The organism is Enterobacter cloacae complex sp. 342H5 (genome assembly GCF_050030905.1).
GTDB lineage: Bacteria > Pseudomonadota > Gammaproteobacteria > Enterobacterales > Enterobacteriaceae > Enterobacter > Enterobacter intestinihominis.
Genome location: NZ_JBLGVB010000001.1, coordinates 4,339,783 through 4,362,604 on the forward strand (window position 1 = coordinate 4,339,783; position 22,822 = coordinate 4,362,604).

Sequence of the window (22,822 nt, forward strand, 5' to 3'; positions counted from 1 at the left end):
CGACCGTGATCAGCGCAGCAATTTCTTAATGACTAATTTGCATTTTATTAACATAAATTCCACACTCCGTTTCATCTGGTATGACCAGATCCAATTGCTGGATTCAGGAGACCGACATGCTCTACAAAGGCGACACCCTGTACGTAGACTGGCTGGAAGATGGCATTGCCGAACTGGTGTTCGATGCCCCCGGCTCAGTGAACAAGCTTGATACCGCGACGGTGGCCAGTCTTGGCCAGGCGCTGGATGTACTTGAAAAGCAATCAGATTTGAAAGGGCTGCTGCTGCGCTCCAACAAAGCGGCCTTTATCGTTGGCGCGGATATCACCGAATTCCTGTCGCTGTTCCTGGTGCCCGAAGAGCAGCTGAGCCAGTGGCTGCACTTTGCGAACAGCGTCTTTAATCGTCTGGAAGATCTGCCTGTCCCGACCCTTTCTGCCGTTAACGGTTACGCGCTGGGCGGCGGCTGCGAATGCGTGTTAGCCACTGATTACCGTCTGGCGACCCCAGACCTGCGCATCGGCCTGCCGGAAACCAAACTGGGCATTATGCCGGGCTTTGGTGGCTCGGTGCGTATGCCGCGCATGTTGGGTGCCGACAGCGCGCTGGAAATCATTGCCGCAGGTAAAGATGTCGGCGCGGAACAGGCGCAGAAAATCGGTCTGGTGGACGGCGTGGTTAAGCCTGAAAAACTGATTGAAGGCGCTGTCGCCATACTGCGTCAGGCGATTAACGGCGATCTCGACTGGAAAGCCAAACGTCAGCCAAAGCTGGAGCCGTTGAAGCTCAGCAAAATTGAAGCCACCATGAGCTTCACCATCGCCAAGGGCATGGTGATGCAGACGGCGGGTAAACACTACCCGGCGCCGATCACGGCGGTGAAAACCATTGAAGCGGCAGCCCGTCTGGGCCGTGATGAAGCCCTGAAGCTGGAAAACCAGAGCTTTGTCCCGCTGGCGCACACCAACGAAGCCCGCGCGCTGGTTGGTATCTTCCTTAACGATCAGTTCGTGAAGGGCAAAGCCAAACAACTCACCAAAAACGTTGAAACGCCAAAACACGCGGCGGTACTCGGCGCGGGCATTATGGGTGGCGGCATCGCCTACCAGTCTGCATGGAAAGGCGTGCCGGTAGTGATGAAAGACATCAACGAGAAATCCCTGACGCTGGGCATGACCGAAGCGGCCAAGCTGCTGAATAAACAGCTTGAGCGCGGCAAAATTGACGGTCTGAAGCTTGCAGGCGTGATCTCCACCATCCAGCCAGTACTGGAATACAGCGGTTTCGACCGTGTGGACGTGGTGGTTGAAGCGGTCGTCGAGAACCCGAAAGTGAAAAAAGCGGTGCTGGCCGAAACCGAAGACAAGGTACGTCCGGAAACCGTGCTGGCCTCTAACACCTCCACCATTCCTATCAGCGAACTGGCGAGCGTGCTGAAGCGTCCGGAAAACTTCTGCGGGATGCACTTCTTTAACCCGGTGCATCGCATGCCGCTGGTCGAAGTGATCCGTGGGGAAAAAACCTCCGACGAAACCATCGCCAAAGTGGTGGCGTGGGCGAGTAAGATGGGCAAAACGCCAATCGTCGTTAACGACTGCCCGGGCTTCTTCGTTAACCGCGTGCTGTTCCCGTACTTCGCCGGTTTCAGCCAGCTGCTGCGCGACGGCGCAGACTTCCGCAAAATCGACAAAGTGATGGAAAAACAGTTCGGCTGGCCGATGGGGCCGGCGTATCTGCTGGACGTTGTCGGCATCGACACTGCCCATCACGCGCAGGCGGTGATGGCGGCGGGCTTCCCGCAGCGCATGCAGAAAGATTATCGCGACGCCATTGACGCCCTGTTCGACGCCAACCGCTTTGGGCAGAAAAACGGTCTGGGCTTCTGGCGCTATAAAGAAGACAGCAAAGGCAAACCGAAGAAAGAAGAAGATCCGGCGGTGGATGGCCTGCTGGCCGACGCCAGTCAGCCAAAACGCGACTTCACTGACGATGAGATCATCGCCCGGATGATGATCCCGATGATCAACGAAGTAGTGCGTTGCCTCGAAGAAGGCATTATCGCCAGCCCGGCAGAAGCGGATATGGCGCTGGTGTACGGCCTCGGCTTCCCTCCGTTCCACGGCGGCGCGTTCCGTTGGCTGGATACGCTCGGCAGCGCTCGCTATCTCGATATGGCTCAGCAATATCAGCACCTCGGTCCGCTTTATGAGGTGCCGGAAGGTCTGCGTAACAAAGCGCGCCATAACGAACCCTACTATCCAGCAGTTGAGCCAGCCCGTCCGGTTGGCACGCTGAAAACGGCTTAAGGAGTCACAATGGAAAAGGTTGTCATTGTTGATGCAATTCGCACCCCGATGGGCCGTTCAAAAGGCGGTGCATTCCGTAACGTGCGTGCGGAAGATCTCTCGGCGCACCTGATGCGTAGCCTGCTGGCGCGTAACCCGGCGCTGGACCCTGCTGCGCTGGACGATATTTACTGGGGCTGCGTCCAGCAGACGCTGGAGCAGGGTTTCAACATCGCCCGTAACGCGTCTCTGCTGGCGGAGATCCCGCATTCGGTTCCGGCGGTCACCGTCAACCGTCTTTGCGGTTCGTCGATGCAGGCGCTGCACGACGCGGCACGGATGATCATGACCGGCGATGCGCAGGCCTGTCTGGTGGGCGGCGTGGAGCACATGGGCCACGTGCCGATGAGCCACGGGGTCGATTTCCATCCGGGCATGAGCCGCAACGTGGCGAAAGCCGCCGGTATGATGGGCCTGACCGCCGAGATGCTCTCCCGTCTGCACGGCATCAGCCGTGAAATGCAGGATGCCTTTGCCGCGCGCTCGCATGCCCGCGCCTGGGCCGCCACGCAGTCTGGTGCCTTTAAGAATGAGATCATCCCAACCGGCGGTCACGACGCAGACGGCGTACTGAAGCAGTTCAGCTACGACGAAGTTATCCGTCCTGAAACCACTGTTGAAGCGCTTTCTACCCTGCGTCCGGCGTTTGATCCGGTCACCGGCACGGTAACGGCGGGCACCTCGTCTGCCCTGTCCGACGGTGCCGCCGCCATGTTAGTGATGAGCGAAAGCCGCGCCCGCGAATTAGGCCTGACGCCACGCGCCCGCGTGCGTTCGATGGCAGTCGTGGGCTGCGATCCTTCCATCATGGGTTACGGTCCGGTCCCGGCGTCAAAACTGGCGCTGAAAAAAGCAGGGCTGAGCGCAAGTGATATCGACCTTTTCGAGATGAATGAAGCGTTCGCCGCGCAGATCCTGCCGTGCATTAAAGATCTGGGGCTGATGGATCAGATCGACGAGAAGATTAACCTCAATGGCGGCGCGATAGCCCTCGGTCACCCGCTGGGCTGCTCCGGGGCGCGTATCAGCACCACGCTGATCAACCTGATGGAACGCAAAGATGCCCAGTTCGGACTGGCGACGATGTGTATCGGGTTGGGTCAGGGGATCGCGACGGTGTTTGAGAGAGTGTAAATGTAAATAAGGAAAAGTATCTTAAAGCCAATGACGTCAGAACAAGGCGGCAAGCGAGCGAATCCCGATGAGCTTACATTAGTAAGTGATTCGGGTGAACGAGCGCAGCCAACGCAGTTATGGCGCCATTGGCGAAGAGAGACAGTTTAGTTGCCGTTCTTCCCGCCTGTCAGGGGCGGGTTTTTTACATTATTGCAGCAGCGAAATATCCGCCACGCGCAGGAACAGCTCACGCAGTTTCTCAAGCATCGAGAGACGGTTAATACGCAGCTCTTTATCTTCCACGTTCACCATCACCTTCTCGAAGAAGGCATCAATGACGTCACGTAGCTCCGCCAGCTCCACCAGCGCTTCCTGGTAGCGACCTTCCGCGAAATACGGCTCCAGCTTGTCGCGCAGCACCACAACCTGCATCGCCAGAGAAATCTCTTCCGGCTCTTTCAGGGTTGCAGCGTTTACGCGTTCGTTCAGCGTCTCGTCGGATTTCGCGAGGATGTTGGATACACGCTTGTTGGCCGCGGCCAGCGCAGACGCCGCTTCCAGCGTACGGAAGTGGGATACCGCCTTCATACGCGCATCGAAATCTGCCGGACGGGTCGGACGACGCGCCAGCACCGCCTGAATGGTATCAACGGAGTAACCTTCGTCCTGATACCACGCGCGGAAACGACCGAGCATAAAGTCGATAACATCATCCACAACCTTCGCGTTGGTCAGCTTATCGCCGTACAGACGGACCGCTTCTTCGGTCAGCGTTTGCAGATCGAGATTGAGGTTCTTCTCTACGATGATGCGCAGCACGCCCAGCGCAGCACGACGCAGCGCAAACGGGTCTTTGTCGCCTTTCGGATGCTGACCGATACCGAAGATACCCGCCAGGGTGTCCATCTTATCGGCAATCGCCACGGCGCAGGCAACCGGGTTAGACGGCAGATCGTCACCGGCAAAGCGCGGCTGATACTGCTCGTTCAGGGCCACAGCCACGTCTTCCGCTTCGCCGTCATGACGCGCGTAGTGCATGCCCATCACGCCCTGGGTGTCGGTAAATTCGAACACCATATTGGTCATCAGGTCGCACTTGGAGAGCAGGCCCGCGCGGGTAGCGTGGTTAACGTCGGCGCCAATTTCACGGGCAATCCAGCCGGACAGCTCCGCGATACGGTCAGTCTTGTCGCGCAGCGTACCCAGCTGCTGCTGGAAGAGTACGGTTTGCAGACGCGGCAGGTTATCTTCCAGACGTTTTTTACGGTCGGTGTTGAAGAAGAACTCGGCGTCCGCCAGACGTGGACGCACCACTTTCTCGTTACCGGAGATAATCTGGCTCGGATCTTTCGATTCGATGTTCGCGACGAAGATGAAGTTTGGCAGCAGCTGGCCGTCGTTGGCGTAAACCGGGAAGTACTTTTGGTCACCCTTCATGGTGTACACCAGCGCTTCAGCCGGAACGGCCAGGAATTTCTCTTCGAATTTCGCGGTCAGCACAACCGGCCATTCGACCAGAGAGGTCACTTCTTCCAGCAGGCTATCGCTCAGATCGGCATTACCGCCAATTTTGCGCGCCGCTTCTTCGGCGTCAGCTTTGATTTTGGCTTTACGCTGTTCGTAGTCAGCAATGACCTTACCGCGCTCCAGCAGGATCTGCGGGTACTGATCAGCATTGTCGATGGTGAACTCCGGCTCGCCCATAAAGCGGTGGCCGCGGATCACGCGATCGGACGCCACGCCCAGAATGGTCGCCGGAATAACGGTATCGCCCAGCAGCAGGGTCACGGTGTGAACCGGACGCACAAAGTGAACGTCAGACGCGCCCCAGCGCATCAGCTTAGGAATCGGCAGCTTAGCCAGCGAGGTCGCAATCATATCTGGCAGCAGCGCTTCCGCGCTTTCGCCTTTCACATGGGCACGATACAGCAGCCATTCACCTTTGTCGGTGGTCAGACGTTCGGCCTGATCGACGGTGATACCGCAGCCGCGCGCCCAGCCTTCAGCCGCTTTGCTCGGCTTGCCTTCCGCGTCGAACGCCTGGGCAATGGCCGGGCCACGTTTTTCAACTTCGCGATCCGGCTGAGACGCCGCCAGATTTGCCACTTTCAGCGCAAGACGACGCGGTGCAGCAAACCACTCAATTTTACCGTGCGCCAGGCCAGCGTTATCCAGCTCAGCAGTGACGTTCGCAGCGAAAGATTCAGCCAGGCTGCGCAGGGCTTTTGGTGGCAGCTCTTCAGTGCCGATTTCCACCAGGAAAGTTTTCTCAGACATGGCCGCCTCTTATTTGTTTCGGTTGCACATCGGGAAGCCAAGGGCTTCACGGGACGCGTAGTAAGCTTCAGCAACGGCTTTGGTCAGGGTACGAATACGCAGAATGTAGCGCTGACGTTCAGTCACGGAGATCGCTTTGCGGGCATCCAGCAGGTTGAAGCTGTGGGCAGCCTTCAGAATACGCTCGTAGGCAGGCAGCGGCAGCGGAGTCTCCAGCGCCAGCAGCTGCTGGGCTTCTTTCTCGTACTGCTCGAAGCAGGTGAACAGGAAGTCTACGTCCGCGTATTCGAAGTTATAGGTGGATTGCTCCACTTCGTTCTGATGGAACACGTCGCCGTAGGTGGTTTTACCCAGCGGGCCGTCGCTCCAGACCAGGTCGTAAACGCTGTCTACGCCCTGAATGTACATGGCCAGACGTTCCAGACCATAGGTGATTTCGCCGGTGATCGGTTTACATTCCAGACCGCCAACCTGCTGGAAGTAGGTGAACTGGGTCACTTCCATGCCGTTCAGCCACACTTCCCAACCCAGACCCCAGGCACCCAGCGTTGGGTTTTCCCAGTTATCTTCCACGAAACGAATGTCGTGAATGGTCGGATCCATACCCAGCTCTTTCAGTGACCCGAGGTACAGTTCCTGAATATTGTCAGGTGATGGCTTAATCACCACCTGGAACTGATAGTAGTGCTGCAAACGGTTCGGGTTTTCGCCGTAACGGCCATCGGTCGGACGACGGGATGGCTGAACATAGGCGGTCGCCATCGGCTCTGGCCCTAACGCGCGCAGGCTGGTCATCGGGTGTGAGGTGCCTGCGCCAACTTCCATGTCCAAAGGTTGAACAATGGTGCAGCCCTGACGAGCCCAGTAATCCTGTAAGGTCAGGATCAGGCCCTGGAAGGTCTTGGTATCAAACTTTTGCATAGTATTTCGTGCTGGATACGTGTGGTTTTAAATGGAAGGGATCAGTATACCCGCTGGCTGCAAGATATACAGTACGAAACGGGGTTGTTTAGGGAAAATTGGGGAATAAGCCCTACAGCCAGAACCTGCGAAGGCTCTGGTTGCTGCTTATACGAGCAATTTAGCGCATTGAGAGATGTAAAAACTGGCCGTCTGCATCAAAAGAGCAGACAAAGCCCTCTTTACGCGCCGTATAGCCTTTCAGTTCATAGCTGCCCTGAAAGCGCTCGAAGCCGTTAATATGAATTTTCTGTGCTTCGGAATTATAACGTTGAGCCGCCTGATCCCTGCACAGCTGTTCCATATTCAGGGAACGCTCCGGGCTCATTTTCCCCTGCTGCGCTTTTTGGACTGGAGCCTCCTGAGAAGCACTGCACCCTGCTAATAAAAGCAGCAGAAAGAGTGACGCCCCACGCTTCATCATCATTTTTATTACCGCCCTGGTCAGTGGCTGTTATTTTTAGTAGCAACACGTTTATAGATTAATGTTCAACATTCTGCGAATCTCGCCAGCTCCCGACAAGACAGCCTGGTTAAACTCAGAATTTTCCAAGGGAAAAGTTTTACGCAATCGCAGTCACACTTTCTTTATCAGGAATACAGAGGAACTGATGCAGTCAAAAATTAACTGGATTGATAACCTGCGGGGAATAGCCTGTCTGATGGTGGTGATGATCCACACTACGACCTGGTATGTCACGAACGCGCACAGTATCAGCCCTGTTAACTGGGATGTCGCCAATATTCTGAACTCAGCCTCACGCGTGAGCGTCCCGCTGTTCTTTATGATTTCCGGTTTTCTCTTTTTTGGCGAGCGTAGCGCGCAGCCGAGACATTTCATCCGTATTGTCTCCTGTTTGCTGTTTTACAGCGCCATTTCGCTGCTCTATATCATCCTGTTCACTTCAATTAATGCTGAACGTTCCCTGCTCAATTTGTTGCAAAAACCAGTGTTCTATCATCTGTGGTTTTTCTTCGCGATAATGGTTATCTATCTGGTTTCGCCGTTAATTCAGGTAAAAAACGTTAGCGGTAAAATGCTGCTGGCCTTGATGGTAATAATCGGGATCGTGGCAAACCCGAATACCGTCTCACAGAAAATTGATGGCTTTGAATGGCTGCCCGTTAACCTCTATATCAACGGCGATACGTTTTATTACGTGCTGTACGGCATGCTGGGGCGCGCCATCGGCATGATGGAGACGCAAAAGAGAGGAATAAACTGGCTTTGCGCGGCAGCATTTATCGCCGGTGTGTTTATTATCTCTCGAGGGACGCTGCACGAGCTGCAATGGCGCGGAAACTTTGCCGATACCTGGTATCTCTACTGCGGGCCGATGGTCTTTATCTGCGCGGTTTCGCTGCTGACCCTGTTTAAAAACACCCTGAATGCCCGCCCGCTTCCGGTGCTGGGGTTTATCTCTCGCCACTCGCTGGGCATTTACGGTTTTCACGCGCTGGTGATCCACGCCCTGCGCACCCGCGGCGTTGAGCTTAAAAGCTGGCCGGTGCTGGATATTGTCTGGATATTTACCGTTACGCTGGTTGTCAGCCTGCTGCTCTCAATGCTGCTGCAACGCATCGATACACGCAGGTTTGTGAGCTAACCCGGTTGAAGGCTGGCAGGCCGGGTAAGCGTTAGCGCCACCCGGCTCCTGTTTATGACATTAGCGGTAAAAGCTGCTGATAGATTTTGCGGAAAACGTCTCGTCTTTCAGCGTAGCGAGCATGATTTTTCGCATCAGGACGATGCTGCTGTTCAAGCGGCAGCTGGGGCAAAAGCTGGGGCAGTGGTTTATCCCGGTTCAGCGCAATTTGCGCCAGCCGTGCCGCACCGAGCGCCGGACCAACATCTCCCCCAGTACGATAGTCCAGCTGCAACCCGCTGATATCGGAAAGCATCTGCCGCCAGTAGCTGCTTCGTGCCCCGCCGCCAATTAACGTAATGCTGGATGGCGTCAGGCCACAGTCATGCACGACATCCATGCCGTCCGCCAACGCATAACCGACCCCTTCAAGCACCGCGCGCGCCAGCTCTGCCGGGCCGTGCTGATGGGTAAGGCCGAAGAAGACCCCTTTCGCTTCCGGGTTGTTATGCGGCGTCCGCTCGCCGGAAAGGTACGGTAAAAACCAGACCGCACCGGCAGTATCATCCGCCTGCTGTGCCGCTGTGATAAGCGCCGGGACGTCCGCCATTCCGGTCAGCTTTGCCGCCCAGTCGAGGCAGGATGCCGCGCTCAGCATCACCGACATCAAATGCCATTTACCCGGCAACGCGTGGCAGAAGCTGTGTACGGCGCTTTCAGGGTTACTACGATAGCCGTCACTGACGGCAAAATAGACGCCGGAAGTGCCGAGCGAGAGCATGGCCTGTCCTGTCTCCACCATCCCCACGCCGACCGCACCCGCCGCATTATCGCCACCGCCGGCAACGACAGGTACGGCTGGCATATTCCAGCGTTCAGCAACAGAAGGCTGCAAAGCGCCCGTGATATCACTGCCTTCAAACAGCGCAGGCATATGATCGCGCGTCAGCTGGCAGGCATCCAGCATCGCTTCGCTCCAGTCCCGTTTCGCCACGTCGAGCCACATCGTGCCCGCGGCGTCAGACATGTCGCTGGCGAAATCCCCCGTCATGCGAAAACGCAGGTAGTCTTTCGGCAACAGAACCTTCGCCACCTGACGAAAAATCTCAGGCTCATGGCGCTGCACCCACAGGAGTTTTGGCGCGGTAAAACCGGGCATCATCAGATTGCCCGTAATCTCGCGGGACGCAGGCACACGCTCCTCAAGGATCGCGCACTCTTCCGCACAGCGGCCATCGTTCCAGAGAATAGCCGGGCGCAGTACGCGATGCTGGCTATCCAGCAGCGTGGCGCCATGCATTTGCCCGGCAATGCCCAGCGCTTTCACGTCGCGCAGGCTGTGCTGCTCACCTAAGGCTTTCATCGCGCGGTCCGTCGCCTGCCACCACTGCTCCGGATCTTGTTCCGACCAAAGTGGCTGCGGGCGTGAAACCTGCAACTTTTCAGTCTGCGTGGCTAACACATCGCCCTGCTCGCTTAACAGGATGGCTTTCACCCCCGACGTGCCAAGATCGATCCCGATATACATGTGGTGACTCCTTTGACAGAAATGCCCGGCGGCGCTGCGCTTACCGGGCATGAATGCTGTTATTTATCGAACAGGTAGTGATTGACCAGGTTTTCCAGCAGTTCCTGATGGCCGCTCTGATGCTGCGGTGCCAACTGATGCTGTTCAGCGTACTTCGCGATCTCCGCAAGCGATAACTGACCTTTCAAAATTTGCTGGCCCAGCTCACTGTTCCAGCCGCTGTAGCGCTTCGCCACGCGCTTATCCAGCTCACCGTCTTCAATCATACGGGCCGCCACCTTCAGCGCCAGCGCCATGGTGTCCATCGCGCCAATATGCCCGTAGAACAAATCGTATTTATCGGTGCTCTGGCGACGCACTTTGGCGTCGAAGTTCAGGCCGCCGGTGGTGAAACCGCCCGCTTTGATGATTTCGTACATCACCAGCGCATTCTCTTCGACGCTGTTCGGGAACTGGTCGGTATCCCAGCCCAGCTGCGGATCGCCGCGGTTCGCATCCACCGATCCGAAGATGCCCAGCGCAATCGCAGAGGCGATTTCGTGATGGAACGAGTGGCCCGCCAGCGTGGCGTGGTTAGCCTCAATGTTCACTTTGATCTCTTTTTCCAGACCAAACTGCTTCAGGAAGCCATACACGGTGGCGACATCGTAGTCGTACTGATGCTTGGTTGGCTCCTGTGGTTTTGGCTCAATCAGCAGCGTACCGCGGAAGCCGATTTTGTGCTTGTGGTCCACAACCATCTGCATAAAGCGGCCAATCTGCTCACGCTCCTGGCGCAGGTCAGTATTCAGCAGCGTTTCATAGCCTTCACGACCGCCCCAGAGAACGTAGTTCTCACCGCCCAGCTGATGCGTGGCGTTCATCGCAGTCACGACCTGGGTTGCCGCCCAGCTGAAGACTTCCGGGTCCGGGTTGGTTGACGCGCCCGCGCCATAGCGAGGGTTGGTAAAGCAGTTAGCCGTACCCCAGAGCAGCTTCACGCCGCTTTGCTGCTGTTTTTCAGCCAGCACGTCGACCATCTGCGCAAAATTGTTCAGATACTCTTTCAGCGACGCCCCTTCCGGCGACACGTCCACATCGTGGAAACAGTAGTACGGCACGTTCAGCTTATGGAAGAACTCGAACGCGACGTCGGCTTTACGCTTCGCCAGCTCAATGGCCTCGCCCGGCTGTTGCCATGGACGGTCAAAAGAGCCCACGCCGAACATATCGGCACCGTTCCAGCAGAAGGTGTGCCAGTAGCAGGCGGCAAAGCGCAAGTGATCTTCCATGCGCTTACCCAGCACCAGCTCATCCGGGTTGTAGTGACGAAATGCTAAAGGATTGGTCGTTTTCGTGCCTTCGAAACGAACGCGATCGAGTTGGTCGAAATAAGCTTGCATATTGAGCTCCATAATCAGGGTATGCGGCGTGGTCTTGCTTCTGGAGTAATAGTGAATAGACATTGGAGGTTGCTCAATTACGTTATTTCACACTGCTATTGAGAGAATGCGCAATTGTGCGCTGGCTCGCAAAATAATGTGCAGACAAACTATTTTTCGGCGCGCATTCCAGAATCAAATGTAATTAATAGGTTACGCTTTTTAAAATCCGATCGCGGTCATAAATTCAGAAATAAACCAAATATCGTAATGAGAAGATAAAAATCTGTAATTGCCAGCAGGCCTTTCCACGTTAAAAATTTGCTGCGTCTCAGCAGTGAATGTTTCTTTTATCTCAGCTACACATACCCCTACAAAAAGGCCTAATAATTATGAAGATAAAGAACCTGACCCTAACGCTCTGCACTACTCTCCTGCTTGCAAGCTTTGCCGGCCACGCCAAAGAAGTCAAAATCGGCATGGCGATTGATGACTTACGCCTGGAGCGCTGGCAAAAAGATCGCGATATCTTTGTTAAAAAAGCGGAATCTCTCGGTGCGGAGGTGTTCGTTCAGTCCGCTAACGGCAACGAAGAGACGCAAATGTCGCAAATTGAGAATATGATCAACCGTGGCGTCGATGTGCTGGTCATTATCCCGTATAACGGCCAGGTATTAAGCAACGTGGTGAAAGAAGCAAAACAGGAAGGCATAAAAGTCCTGGCTTATGACCGCATGATTAATAATGCGGATATTGATTATTATATTTCGTTCGACAATGAAAAGGTGGGTGAATTACAGGCTAAAAGCTTGATCGCAAAAGTGCCTCAAGGGAATTATTTCCTGATGGGCGGCTCGCCTGTGGATAACAACGCCAAACTGTTCCGTCAGGGACAAATGAAAGTGCTGAAGCCGTATATCGACGAGGGCAAAATTAAAGTCGTCGGCGATCAGTGGGCTGACGGCTGGTTACCGGAAAACGCGCTGAAAATTATGGAAAACGCGTTGACCGCAAATAACAACAAAATCGATGCAGTGGTGGCCTCTAACGACGCCACTGCGGGGGGCGCCATTCAGGCGCTGAGCGCGCAGGGTCTGGCCGGGAAAGTCGCTATTTCCGGACAGGACGCCGACCTTGCGGGTGTAAAACGCATTATCGCGGGTACCCAGACTATGACGGTCTATAAGCCCATTACCGAGCTTGCAAATACGGCCGCCGAAATTGCCGTTGAGCTGGGAAATGGCCAGCAACCTAAAGCAGACGCGACGTTAAATAACGGCCTGAAAGACGTGCCAGCTCGCCTGCTTACCCCTATCGAAGTCAACAAAGAGAATATTGACGCCACGGTGGTGAAAGACGGTTTCCATAAGAAGAGTGAACTGTAATCCAGCGCAGCCCCTGCCCGGCGGGGGCGCATCGACCTGCCCTGTTCATCTGTCGGGCTATGCGGAGCAGTTATGTCTTATTTACTTGAAATGAAAAGCATCACCAAAGCCTTCGGAGCGGTGAAAGCGGTCGACAACGTAAGCCTGCGGCTGAACCCCGGCGAAGTGATGTCGCTGTGCGGCGAAAACGGCTCGGGGAAATCCACGCTGATGAAGGTGCTGTGCGGGATCTATCCGCACGGCAGCTACGAGGGCGAAATCGTCTTTGCCGGTGAGGTGCTTCAGGCCACGCACATTCGTGATACCGAACGTAAAGGCATCGCTATCATTCACCAGGAGCTGGCGCTGGTGAAGCACCTTACCGTGCTGGAAAATATCTTTCTTGGGGTCGAACTCTCGCGCCACGGCGTACTGGATTACGACACCATGACGCTGCGCTGCGAAAAACTGCTGGCCCAGGTGAGTCTCGCTATCTCACCGCATACGCGCGTGGGCGACTTAGGTTTGGGCCAGCAGCAGCTGGTGGAGATCGCCAAGGCGCTAAATAAACAGGTACGCCTGCTGATCCTCGACGAGCCAACCGCCTCGCTCACCGAACAGGAAACCGCCGTTCTGCTCAATATCATCCGCGACCTGCAAAACCACGGTATCGCCTGCATCTATATTTCGCACAAGCTCAATGAGGTGAAAGCTATTTCCGACACCATCTGCGTCATCCGCGACGGGCAGCACATTGGCACGCGTGAAGCAGAAGGCATGAGCGAAGATGACATCATCACCATGATGGTGGGTCGCGAACTCACCGCACTGTATCCCAACGAACCACACACCATAGGCGAAGAACTCCTGCGCGTGGAAAACCTGACGGCGTGGCATCCCGTTAACCGCCACATCAAGCGCGTGGATAACCTCTCCTTCTCGCTGCACCGCGGCGAAATTCTCGGTATTGCGGGTTTAGTGGGTGCCGGAAGAACCGAGGCCGTGCAGTGTCTGTTTGGCGTCTGGCCGGGGCGCTGGGAAGGCAAAATTTATATCGACGGTCAGCCGGTAAAAATCGACAACTGCCAGCAGGCCATTGCCAAAGGCATTGCTATGGTGCCCGAAGACCGCAAAAAAGACGGCATCGTGCCGGTCATGGCGGTGGGAAAAAATATCACGCTGGCGGCGCTCAGCCAGTTTTCCGGCGCGCTGAGCAGCCTGGATGATGCCGCAGAACAGCAGTGTATTCTTCAGTCACTTGCCAGGCTCAAGGTGAAAACCTCCTCGCCGGAACTGGCGATAGGTCGCCTGAGCGGCGGCAACCAGCAGAAAGCGATTCTGGCGCGCTGCCTGTTGCTTAATCCGCGCATTTTAATTCTGGACGAACCCACGCGCGGGATCGATATCGGCGCGAAGTATGAAATCTACAAGCTGATCAACCAGCTTGTGCAGCAAGGGATTGCCGTCATTGTTATCTCGTCCGAATTGCCTGAAGTGCTGGGGCTGAGCGACCGCGTGCTGGTCATGCACGAAGGAAAACTCAAAGCCAACCTGAACAACCAGAACCTGACGCAAGAGCAGGTGATGGAAGCTGCCTTAAGGAGCGAACGCCATGTCGAAAAGCAACCCGTCTGATATCAAAGTCGCTGTTCCGACGCCCGGTGCGTTCGCAGGACTTAAATCGTTGAATCTGCAAGTTTTTGTAATGATTGCCGCCATTATCGTCATCATGTTGTTCTTTACCTGGATGACCGATGGCTCCTATTTGAGCGCACGTAACGTCTCTAACCTGCTGCGTCAGACCGCCATCACCGGGATCCTGGCGGTGGGGATGGTCTTTGTGATTATCTCAGCGGAAATTGACCTGTCGGTAGGGTCGATGATGGGTCTGCTCGGCGGCGTGGCGGCAATTTTTGACGTCTGGCTCGGCTGGCCGCTGCCGCTGACGATTGCGGTCACGCTGGTACTGGGTCTGCTGCTGGGTGCGTGGAACGGCTGGTGGGTGGCCTACCGTAAAGTCCCGTCGTTTATTGTCACCTTAGCAGGGATGCTGGCCTTCCGCGGTATTCTGATTGGGATCACCAACGGCACTACCGTCTCCCCGACCAGCGCCTCGATGTCCCAGATTGGCCAAAGCTACCTCTCTGATGGCGTCGGTTTTACGATCGGCGTGGTTGGGCTGATGGCGTTTGTCGCGTGGCAATGGCGAGGACGCATGCGTCGCCAGGCGCTGGGGCTGGCCTCGCCTGCCTCAACCTCGGTTGTCGGCCGTCAGGCGCTTACTGCGGTGATTGTGCTGGGGGCCATCTGGCTGCTAAACGATTATCGCGGTGTCCCAACGCCCGTTCTGCTGCTGGCGCTGTTGCTGTTAGGTGGGATGTTTATGGCCACACGTACCGCATTCGGTCGCCGTATTTATGCTATCGGCGGCAATCTTGAAGCCGCGCGTTTATCTGGTATCAACGTCGAGCGCACCAAACTCGCCGTCTTTGCCATCAACGGCCTGATGGTAGCCATCGCGGGGCTGATCCTCAGCTCACGTCTGGGTGCGGGTTCCCCGTCTGCCGGTAATATTGCCGAGCTGGACGCCATCGCCGCCTGCGTGATTGGCGGGACCAGCCTCGCCGGAGGCATTGGCAGCGTGGCGGGTGCGGTGATGGGCGCATTTATTATGGCTTCGCTGGATAACGGGATGAGTATGATGGACGTGCCGACGTTTTGGCAGTATATCGTCAAAGGGGCCATTCTTTTGCTGGCAGTCTGGATGGACTCTGCCACCAAGCGGCGCGCCTGAGAACCGTATCGTGACTAATTTGGGAAAGTGAGCCATGTTTGAAAAGCGTCACCGCATTACGTTGTTATTCAATGCCAACAAAGCCTATGACCGTCAGGTGGTTGAGGGGGTTGGTGAATATTTGCAGGCGTCGCAATCCGAATGGGATATTTTCATCGAAGAAGATTTCCGTACCCGTCTGGAGAACATCAAAGACTGGCTGGGAGACGGGGTTATCGCTGACTTTGACGACCCCGTGATTGAACAGTTGCTGAGTGGTGTCGACGTACCTATCGTGGGCGTTGGCGGCTCTTACCATTCAGCGGAACATTACCCCCCCGTTCACTACATCGCCACGGATAACCATGCCCTGGTTGAGACCGCCTTCCTCCATTTAAAGGAGAAAGGCGTCCATCGTTTTGCGTTTTACGGATTGCCCGCCACCAGCGGAAAGCGCTGGGCGATGGAGCGTGAGTATGCCTTCTGCCAGCTGGTTGCCCAGGAGAAGTATCGCGGCGTCGTTTATCAGGGGCTGGAAACCGCGCCAGAAAACTGGCAGCACGCACAGAATCGCCTGGCTGACTGGCTGCAAACGCTGCCGCCCCAGACAGGGATTATCGCCGTGACGGACGCCCGCGCCCGCCACGTATTACAGGTGTGCGAACATTTGCATATTCCTGTGCCTGAAAAGCTGTGCGTGATTGGTATTGATAACGAAGAGCTTACACGCTATCTGTCGCGCGTGGCGCTCTCATCCGTGGCGCAGGGTACCCGTCAGATGGGCTATCAGGCCGCGAAGCTGCTGCACAGACTGTTAGACAACGAATCCCTGCCGCTCCAGCGTCTGCTGGTTCCGCCCGTTCGCGTGGTCGAGCGTCGCTCAACTGACTACCGTTCCTTAAACGATCCGGCCGTGATTCAGGCGATGCACTACATTCGCAATCATGCCTGCAAAGGGATTAAGGTCGATCAGGTACTGGATTCGGTCGGCATTTCACGTTCGAATCTGGAGAAGCGGTTTAAAGAGGAAGTCGGTGAGACGATCCACGCCGTGATCCATGCGGAAAAGCTGGAGAAAGCGCGCAGTCTGCTGATCTCCACCTCGCTGTCGATCAACGAGATTTCACAGATGTGCGGCTATCCGTCGCTTCAGTATTTCTATTCGGTGTTCAGGAAAGAGTATGACACCACGCCGAAGGAGTACCGGGAACGGTACAGTGAAGTCCTGCTCTAGAAAAAAGAACGCCTTCCAGTGGAAGGCGTTTTTCATTACATATGTGCGGCAATCAGACGCTGGTTATCCTGGTACATGGAGAACAGGTAGTTGTTGTAGCGCTGTCCCTGGGTGGAATAACCTTTCAGCTTGTGGATCATCGCCGTGGCCGTCACTTCCTGGTCCGCCTTACGCAGCTGCGCGCGTGACTTACGGAACGAAGAGTAGGCCGGGTGGGTGTTCAGATTCACCACATAGGCATTCACGGAATCTTTCACCGATTCAAACTGTGAATAGCCCTTCACCTTGCCGGGTGCATTAGTACAACGACCTTTTGCGCATTTCATGCCAAACAGATTATTGTTGTTGCGCGCCAGCTTCGAGGTGCCCCAACCGCTTTCGGCGGCGGCCATTGTCGCGACCATACTGCCTGGAATAATGTCCACACGCTCTAACAGAGTGTTCCACGGCACACGACGCGTGTTCCCGCTCCACTTCACTTTATAGCGTTTGGCGATGTCTTTCAGGCGAGTGCGCTCAGACGGCGACCAGCGGCTATCGTACTGTTTGGCGATCAGCCAGTTACGATCCGCAGTAATCGCGGCATTTTGACTTTTAATGTAAGGCATTACCGTCCGGAGAAACGCTTTTTTCCTTGGTGTCCCGGAAGGGTATTTTCGCAAATCAGGAAGTGAACTACTCTTTGCACTATTGCGAGAATACTCTTGTTTACTGCTAACCTTACTGCTTGTCGTCTTTATTACGTGGGCTTTCTTACTCGTTGTATCCGTGTGCGTCTTTGCAAGCACCTCACCTGAAAATGCCATGGTGAGTAACATGAGTATCGCGGCCCCATATCGTCGAATGGGAGTCGATATCATTAGGTCTCCTGGTCGGATATAAGCATTCCAACACCTTATTTTCTTCAAAATTTGAGAGCGGAATCTCAAATCGTACCAAAAATAGTCTTCAAGAGCACGTCTATAAATAGTCCAATTCCGAAACTATGTCATCCGGAACATGCTCATTAAAGCACCAACACTGGAAAAATGTGCGCGATATCGCAGATAACTGCCTAATTTTGCGCGGGATCACTCATCCCTACGCGTCCTCCTGGCAGAAAGCCTCAGAGGAGGAGTTTTTCCCCTGAGCCGAATGGCACACTGGTCAAAAATGCCGCGACAGGAAAATGGAATGAAACGCACTGCATTAGTTGTTCTGATGTTACCCGCATTCGCGCATGCCGACTGGTCATCGCCGGGATTTGACGCATTCAACGCTGAAGGTACCGGCGTCTTTACCAGCCAGGCAACGCTTGCGAAGGGTACCCGTCCACTGACGTTGAGTCTTGACAACGCGTGCTGGCAGCCGACAAAGGCCATTAAGCTCAACGAGATGCTGTCGCTCAAACCGTGCGAAGGCACGCCACCGCAGTGGCGGTTATTCCGTGACGGCGTTTATCAGATGCGTATTGATACGCGCTCTGGAACGCCGACGCTGATGCTGACGGTACAAAGTGCGGCGCCACAGCCTGTCGCAAACGTTACCCGCCAGTGCCCGAAGTGGGACGGCAAACCGCTCACGATCGACGTCGTTAACACGTTCCCGGAAGGCACGGTGGTGCGTGATTTTTACAGCAAACAGACCGCGACCGTTCAAAATGGCAAAGTGACTCTTCAGCCAGCCGCCAACAGCAATGGCCTGCTGCTGCTTGAGCGCGCCGAAACGGACAAACCCGCGCCGTTCAGCTGGCAAAACGCCACCGTCTATTTCGTGCTGACCGATCGCTTCGTGAATGGCGACCCCACCAACGACAACAGCTATGGCCGCCATAAAGATGGTATGCAGGAGATAGGTACTTTCCACGGCGGCGATCTGAAAGGGCTTACCAGCAAACTGGATTACCTTCAGCAACTGGGCGTGAATGCGCTCTGGATAAGCTCCCCGCTGGAGCAGATCCACGGCTGGGTTGGCGGCGGCACCAAAGGGGATTTCCCCCACTACGCGTATCACGGTTATTACACCCAGGACTGGACGAAACTCGACGCCAACATGGGCAACGAAGATGATTTACGCCAGCTTGTCGACGACGCGCACAGGCGCGGTATCCGCGTCCTGTTTGACGTTGTCATGAACCACGCGGGCTATGCGACGCTTGCAGATATGCAGCAATATCAGTTTGGCGCACTCTATTTACAGGGAGATGAGCTGAAAAAAACGCTCGGCGAACGCTGGACTGACTGGAAGCCAGGCGCGGTTCAAAGCTGGCACAGCTTCAACGATTACATCAACTTCAGTGACAAAGCCGCATGGGAAAAATGGTGGGGTAAAAAATGGATCCGTACCGATATCGGTGATTACGACAACCCGGGCTTTGACGACTTGACCATGTCCCTGGCCTTCCTGCCGGATCTGAAAACGGAATCAAAAACCCCGTCAGGTTTGCCGAACTTTTATCAACACAAGCCCGACACCAACGCGAAAGTGATGACGAATTTCACGCCGCGAGATTACCTGACCCACTGGCTTAGCCAGTGGGTACGTGACTACGGCATCGACGGTTTCCGGGTCGATACCGCCAAACACGTTGAGCATGAAGCCTGGCAGCAACTGAAAGACCAGGCCAGCCAGGCGCTGGCCGCGTGGAAGGCCGCCAACCCGGACAAAAAACTCGACGATGCGCCGTTCTGGATGACCGGTGAGTCCTGGGGCCACGGCGTGATGCAGAGCGATTATTACCGTCACGGCTTCGATGCGATGATCAACTTTGACTATCAGGAGCAGGCGGCGAAAGCAGTGGACTGTCTGGCAGATATGGATTTGACCTGGCAGCAAATGGCAGAAAAGCTGCAAAGTTTTAATGTGCTGAGCTATCTCTCCTCCCACGATACGCGTCTGTTCCGTGAAGGGGGTCAGCGCGCCGCTGAGTTACTGCTGCTGGCGCCGGGAAGCGTGCAGATCTATTACGGCGATGAATCAGAGCGTCCATTTGGTCCGACGGGCTCCGATCCGCTACAGGGAACCCGTTCGGATATGAACTGGCAGGACGTCACGGGTAAACAGGCGTTAACTGTCGCCCACTGGCAGCTTCTGGGGCAGTTCCGCGCCCGTCATCCGGCTGTGGGTGAAGGCAAGCAAACAACGCTGTCAGTGAAAGAAGGCTACGGCTTTGTGCGCGAGCACAAGGGCGATAAGGTGATGGTGGTGTGGGCGGGTAATCAGTAGAACAGCCCCCTCACCCTAACCCTCTCCCCTAAGGGGCTAGGGGATTGCACGGTGCGGTCTTTCACCCTCGCCCCTTTGGGGAGAGGGTCGGGGTGAGGGGTACATTCATCAGAAGGATTCACTGCAATAATCCCTCTCCACCATACAAAACAACAAATCCGACCACATCCGCCGATTTGCACCAACACGGTGCTGGCGTTATGGTTACTGCCTTTCATATTAAGCCCGACAGATCACCTGCTATGACGTTTTCACAATTCGGCGACAAATTTACCCGCCATTCAGGCATTACCCGCCTGATGGAGGACCTCAACGACGGGCTGCGCACCCCAGGCGCTATCATGCTTGGCGGCGGAAACCCGGCTCAAATTCCGGAGATGAACACCTACTTCCAGACGCTGCTGGCAGACATGCTGGAAAACGGTAAAGCAACCGATGCGCTATGTAATTACGACGGCCCTCAGGGTAAAACAGAACTACTGACGCTTCTGGCGGCAATGCTGCGGGAAGCGCTGGGTTGGGATATCGAACCACAGAACATTGCACTGACAAACGGCAGTCAGAGCGCGTTTTTCTACTTATTCAATCTGTTCGCCGGACGCCGCGCCGACGGCACCACGAAAAAAGTGCTGTTCCCGCTGGCACCGGAGTATATCGGCTATGCCGATGCCGGCCTCGAAGAAGACCTGTTTGTTTCCGCACGTCCGAATATCGAGTTGTTGCCAGAGGGCCAGTTCAAATATCACGTCGATTTTGAACATCTGCATATCGGTGAAGAGACGGGCATGATCTGCGTATCTCGTCCCACCAACCCGACGGGGAACGTGATCACCGACGACGAGCTGATGAAGCTGGATGTGCTGGCGAATCAGCACGGCATCCCGCTGGTGATCGATAACGCCTATGGCGTACCGTTCCCGGGTATCATCTTCAGCGAAGCGCGTCCGCTGTGGAACCCGAACATCATCCTCTGCATGAGCCTCTCCAAGCTGGGCCTGCCGGGCAGCCGCTGCGGCATTATCATTGCTAACGAGAAAATCATCACCGCCATTACCAACATGAACGGCATTATCAGCCTTTCCCCTGGCGGCATCGGCCCGGCGATGATGTGCGAGATGATCAGGCGTAACGACCTGCTGCGCCTGTCAAATGAGGTGATCAAGCCGTTTTACTCTCAGCGCGTTCAGGAAACTATCGCCATCCTTCGCCGCTACTTACCGGAGGAACGCTGCCTGATCCATAAACCGGAAGGGGCAATTTTCCTGTGGCTGTGGTTTAAGGATCTGCCCATTACGACAGAGCTGCTTTATCAGCGTCTGAAAAAGCGTGGCGTGCTGATGGTGCCGGGGGATTACTTCTTCCCGGGACTGGATAAACCGTGGCCGCATACGCACCAGTGCATGCGCATGAACTACGTCCCGGACCCGGAAAAAATCGAAGCGGGTGTGAAAATTCTCGCCGAAGAGATTGAGAACGCCTGGCGCGAGGCCGGTTAATAAAACCTCAGGCCAGATTACGCAGCCGTTCCACGCGTAGTCTGGCGGGGTCTATGCAGCGCAGCGCGTGGGTGGGACAGGCTTCGACGCAGGCGGGACCGCCCTCGCGATGCATGCACAAATCACATTTCAGCGCCTGAACGCGATCTCCCACAACCCGAACCTGCATTGCCCCGAACGGGCACGCCACCATACAGCTTTTGCAGCCGATACAGCGAGCCTGCTCAACGAGCCAGGCTCCCGCAGCACGGTGAATGGCCCCCGTCGGGCAGACATTCGCGCAGGGCGCATCTTCACACTGGTGGCAGCCCACGGCCGTGGTGAAGGTTCCCCCCTTAACCACGCGGATACGTGACGTAAATGCTTCTGGCGTGGCGCTGCTTTGATGCGACATCATGCACGCCACCTCACAGGTGCGGCACCCGATACATTTTTCAGGATCCGTCAGAATAAATCGGTTCATCAGTTATGCCTCGCGTGCATTAAAACCCGGTTCTGAGCACATCATACATAACGTCCGAGGCAGCGAAGGTGTGATGGGTCAAAGAGGATGCGCTCATCCGGAATTAATATGCTCTTTACAGTACCGCCGTTTCCAGACGGCGGGCGTTAACCCGGTATGTTTCGAGAATATTTGCCGGAAATAACCCACGTCATTAAAACCGCACCGGGTGGCCACTTCAGTTAATGAGGCCGCATCGTTCAGCAACAATTTTTCAGCGGCCCTGACGCGCTGGCGGTGTATTGCCTCCGTCAGGGTTAAATGAAACGTCCGGCGAAATACTCGCCCCAGGTAATCTGCATTGCAATGCAGCTCTTTCGCCAGCTGTGAAGTGGATATGGGCAAATGAAAGTGAGTGCGGATAAGCTGTTTGGCCTTCCACGCCATTGCTGCGCCCGCATCATCCGCTTTATCTTCATATCCCGGCGAGAGCGATATCTGCTGCAAAATTAACAGCAAAATTATCTCCAGCGCCTGGCTACGCTGTAATTTTTCCTGCTCGCTTAAAAACTGACGGAATAACGCAATAACATATTGCGGATCCCGCACGCTACAGTGTTGCTCAATCGACAGTGGCGTCGCACCTGGCAACGCAGGCAAGCCTTCATCCACCTCAAAATGCAGCCAGTAAAATTTGAGATCGCCCGGAAAATCTTCCACGCCGACATGCCGCCGCTTCGGCCAAAGTAATAAACTCTCGCCGGCGTTTACCTCAAACAGCGTATTTTCCTCCTGGATCGTTAATGTCCCTTTTTCGACAAAGATTATCTCCCACGAAGATAATTTTCGTGCGGGATGACGACCCACGCCCCGGGAGATAAATAACCCGCCATTTTGAACCTTAATCGGAAGTGCTATGGATAATTCAAGCATGGATATTCAATTCCCCGCTTTTATGGTGGCTAATATTGCGTTTATTGTTTGATTATTAATAAATATCAGCAGAACAGCTCGATCAAACTCACAGTTTTACCATCAGGTCGGAATCGTCACCTTTTTATACTTTTCCCTTCCCTTGTTGGTCTGCCCGTTGAATGCAGAATAAATGGGGTACCTTGCACAAATACGATAAAAAA

Annotated in this window: 17 protein-coding genes; 9 read left to right on the forward strand and 8 right to left on the reverse strand. The window is 55.2% G+C overall.

From position 1 onward, the window contains the following. Positions 1-116 precede the first annotated feature (116 nt). Together fadB and fadA are read left to right on the forward strand one after the other, a co-directional pair. Positions 117-2,306, forward strand: coding sequence for a fatty acid oxidation complex subunit alpha FadB (gene fadB, locus ACQG03_RS20770; protein WP_063163877.1), 2,190 nt, complete (start codon positions 117-119; stop codon positions 2,304-2,306). Positions 2,307-2,315: 9 nt separating this feature from the next. Next, a complete protein-coding gene (fadA, locus tag ACQG03_RS20775; protein ID WP_000416981.1) occupies positions 2,316-3,479 on the forward strand; it encodes an acetyl-CoA C-acyltransferase FadA in 1,164 nt (387 codons plus the stop codon). Between the two features lie 189 nt (positions 3,480-3,668). On the opposite strand, the gene glyS is transcribed toward fadA, so the two are convergent. The 3 genes from glyS to ACQG03_RS20790 all read right to left on the reverse strand — a co-directional run bounded on the left by glyS (position 3,669) and on the right by ACQG03_RS20790 (position 7,125). Further along, complete coding sequence (gene glyS, locus ACQG03_RS20780; protein ID WP_022649741.1) at positions 3,669-5,738, reverse strand: glycine--tRNA ligase subunit beta; 2,070 nt, start codon at positions 5,736-5,738, stop codon at positions 3,669-3,671. A 9-nt stretch (positions 5,739-5,747) separates the two neighbouring features. Continuing rightward, positions 5,748-6,659, reverse strand: a complete 912-nt coding sequence (glyQ, locus tag ACQG03_RS20785) for a glycine--tRNA ligase subunit alpha (protein ID WP_003860141.1) — start codon at positions 6,657-6,659, stop codon at positions 5,748-5,750. 160 nt (positions 6,660-6,819) lie between these two features. After that, on the reverse strand, positions 6,820-7,125 hold the full coding sequence (locus ACQG03_RS20790; protein WP_032671545.1) for a YsaB family lipoprotein: 306 nt from the start codon (positions 7,123-7,125) through the stop codon (positions 6,820-6,822). A 184-nt stretch (positions 7,126-7,309) separates the two neighbouring features. On the opposite strand from ACQG03_RS20790, the gene ACQG03_RS20795 reads away from it, so the two are divergent. Then, a complete protein-coding gene (locus ACQG03_RS20795) occupies positions 7,310-8,305 on the forward strand; it encodes an acyltransferase (protein WP_022649743.1) in 996 nt (331 codons plus the stop codon). 52 nt (positions 8,306-8,357) lie between these two features. On the opposite strand, the gene xylB is transcribed toward ACQG03_RS20795, so the two are convergent. Both xylB and xylA read right to left on the reverse strand, forming a co-directional pair. Continuing rightward, on the reverse strand, positions 8,358-9,812 hold the full coding sequence (xylB, locus tag ACQG03_RS20800; protein WP_063163876.1) for a xylulokinase: 1,455 nt from the start codon (positions 9,810-9,812) through the stop codon (positions 8,358-8,360). Between the two features lie 59 nt (positions 9,813-9,871). After that, on the reverse strand, positions 9,872-11,194 hold the full coding sequence (xylA, locus tag ACQG03_RS20805) for a xylose isomerase (protein WP_045622160.1): 1,323 nt from the start codon (positions 11,192-11,194) through the stop codon (positions 9,872-9,874). Between the two features lie 371 nt (positions 11,195-11,565). On the opposite strand from xylA, the gene xylF reads away from it, so the two are divergent. From xylF to xylR, 4 genes are all read left to right on the forward strand, one after another. Then, positions 11,566-12,558: a D-xylose ABC transporter substrate-binding protein gene (gene xylF / locus ACQG03_RS20810; protein ID WP_022649746.1), complete on the forward strand. Its 993-nt coding sequence runs from the start codon at positions 11,566-11,568 to the stop codon at positions 12,556-12,558. A 72-nt stretch (positions 12,559-12,630) separates the two neighbouring features. Then, entirely contained in the window at positions 12,631-14,172 is a 1,542-nt protein-coding gene (locus ACQG03_RS20815) for a xylose ABC transporter ATP-binding protein (protein WP_063152813.1), read from the forward strand. Then, on the forward strand, positions 14,150-15,331 hold the full coding sequence (gene xylH, locus ACQG03_RS20820) for a xylose ABC transporter permease XylH (protein WP_003860151.1): 1,182 nt from the start codon (positions 14,150-14,152) through the stop codon (positions 15,329-15,331). The genes ACQG03_RS20815 and xylH overlap by 23 nt, the downstream gene beginning before the upstream one ends. 34 nt (positions 15,332-15,365) lie before the next feature. Continuing rightward, positions 15,366-16,544: a D-xylose utilization transcriptional activator XylR gene (xylR, locus tag ACQG03_RS20825; protein WP_038416899.1), complete on the forward strand. Its 1,179-nt coding sequence runs from the start codon at positions 15,366-15,368 to the stop codon at positions 16,542-16,544. A gap of 35 nt (positions 16,545-16,579) precedes the next feature. Here xylR and ACQG03_RS20830 read toward each other — a convergent pair whose 3' ends face one another. Further along, positions 16,580-17,404: a protein bax gene (locus ACQG03_RS20830; protein ID WP_022649749.1), complete on the reverse strand. Its 825-nt coding sequence runs from the start codon at positions 17,402-17,404 to the stop codon at positions 16,580-16,582. Between the two features lie 313 nt (positions 17,405-17,717). Between ACQG03_RS20830 and ACQG03_RS20835 the strand changes: the two genes are divergently transcribed. Continuing rightward, positions 17,718-19,748 carry an alpha-amylase gene (locus tag ACQG03_RS20835; RefSeq protein WP_063163875.1) on the forward strand — a complete coding sequence of 677 codons (2,031 nt, stop codon included), beginning with the start codon at positions 17,718-17,720 and terminating at the stop codon, positions 19,746-19,748. Positions 19,749-19,990: 242 nt separating this feature from the next. Further along, positions 19,991-21,244 carry a valine--pyruvate transaminase gene (gene avtA, locus ACQG03_RS20840; protein WP_045622149.1) on the forward strand — a complete coding sequence of 418 codons (1,254 nt, stop codon included), beginning with the start codon at positions 19,991-19,993 and terminating at the stop codon, positions 21,242-21,244. Between the two features lie 7 nt (positions 21,245-21,251). Here the strand turns inward: avtA and ACQG03_RS20845 are convergent, their stop codons facing one another. Together ACQG03_RS20845 and ACQG03_RS20850 are read right to left on the reverse strand one after the other, a co-directional pair. Further along, positions 21,252-21,707, reverse strand: coding sequence for a 4Fe-4S dicluster domain-containing protein (locus ACQG03_RS20845; RefSeq protein WP_045309001.1), 456 nt, complete (start codon positions 21,705-21,707; stop codon positions 21,252-21,254). Between the two features lie 93 nt (positions 21,708-21,800). Then, the gene (locus ACQG03_RS20850) at positions 21,801-22,619 is read right to left on the reverse strand and encodes an AraC family transcriptional regulator (protein WP_022649753.1); all 819 of its coding nucleotides are present in this window, start codon (positions 22,617-22,619) and stop codon (positions 21,801-21,803) included. Positions 22,620-22,822 lie beyond the last annotated feature (203 nt).

Bases quoted from the DNA above. Each gene is read 5' to 3' on its own strand.
- ACQG03_RS20835 (WP_063163875.1), top strand. From the start codon at position 17,718: ATGAAACGCACTGCATTAGTTGTTCTGATGTTACCCGCATTCGCGCAT.
- xylR (WP_038416899.1), top strand. From the start codon at position 15,366: ATGTTTGAAAAGCGTCACCGCATTACGTTGTTATTCAATGCCAACAAA.
- ACQG03_RS20845 (WP_045309001.1), bottom strand. From the start codon at position 21,707: ATGAACCGATTTATTCTGACGGATCCTGAAAAATGTATCGGGTGCCGC.
- glyS (WP_022649741.1), bottom strand. From the start codon at position 5,738: ATGTCTGAGAAAACTTTCCTGGTGGAAATCGGCACTGAAGAGCTGCCA.
- fadA (WP_000416981.1), top strand. From the start codon at position 2,316: ATGGAAAAGGTTGTCATTGTTGATGCAATTCGCACCCCGATGGGCCGT.
- xylA (WP_045622160.1), bottom strand. From the start codon at position 11,194: ATGCAAGCTTATTTCGACCAACTCGATCGCGTTCGTTTCGAAGGCACG.
- ACQG03_RS20790 (WP_032671545.1), bottom strand. From the start codon at position 7,125: ATGATGATGAAGCGTGGGGCGTCACTCTTTCTGCTGCTTTTATTAGCA.
- ACQG03_RS20850 (WP_022649753.1), bottom strand. From the start codon at position 22,619: ATGCTTGAATTATCCATAGCACTTCCGATTAAGGTTCAAAATGGCGGG.
- ACQG03_RS20795 (WP_022649743.1), top strand. From the start codon at position 7,310: ATGCAGTCAAAAATTAACTGGATTGATAACCTGCGGGGAATAGCCTGT.
- xylH (WP_003860151.1), top strand. From the start codon at position 14,150: ATGTCGAAAAGCAACCCGTCTGATATCAAAGTCGCTGTTCCGACGCCC.
- ACQG03_RS20815 (WP_063152813.1), top strand. From the start codon at position 12,631: ATGTCTTATTTACTTGAAATGAAAAGCATCACCAAAGCCTTCGGAGCG.
- avtA (WP_045622149.1), top strand. From the start codon at position 19,991: ATGACGTTTTCACAATTCGGCGACAAATTTACCCGCCATTCAGGCATT.
- xylB (WP_063163876.1), bottom strand. From the start codon at position 9,812: ATGTATATCGGGATCGATCTTGGCACGTCGGGGGTGAAAGCCATCCTG.
- xylF (WP_022649746.1), top strand. From the start codon at position 11,566: ATGAAGATAAAGAACCTGACCCTAACGCTCTGCACTACTCTCCTGCTT.
- ACQG03_RS20830 (WP_022649749.1), bottom strand. From the start codon at position 17,404: ATGATATCGACTCCCATTCGACGATATGGGGCCGCGATACTCATGTTA.
- glyQ (WP_003860141.1), bottom strand. From the start codon at position 6,659: ATGCAAAAGTTTGATACCAAGACCTTCCAGGGCCTGATCCTGACCTTA.
- fadB (WP_063163877.1), top strand. From the start codon at position 117: ATGCTCTACAAAGGCGACACCCTGTACGTAGACTGGCTGGAAGATGGC.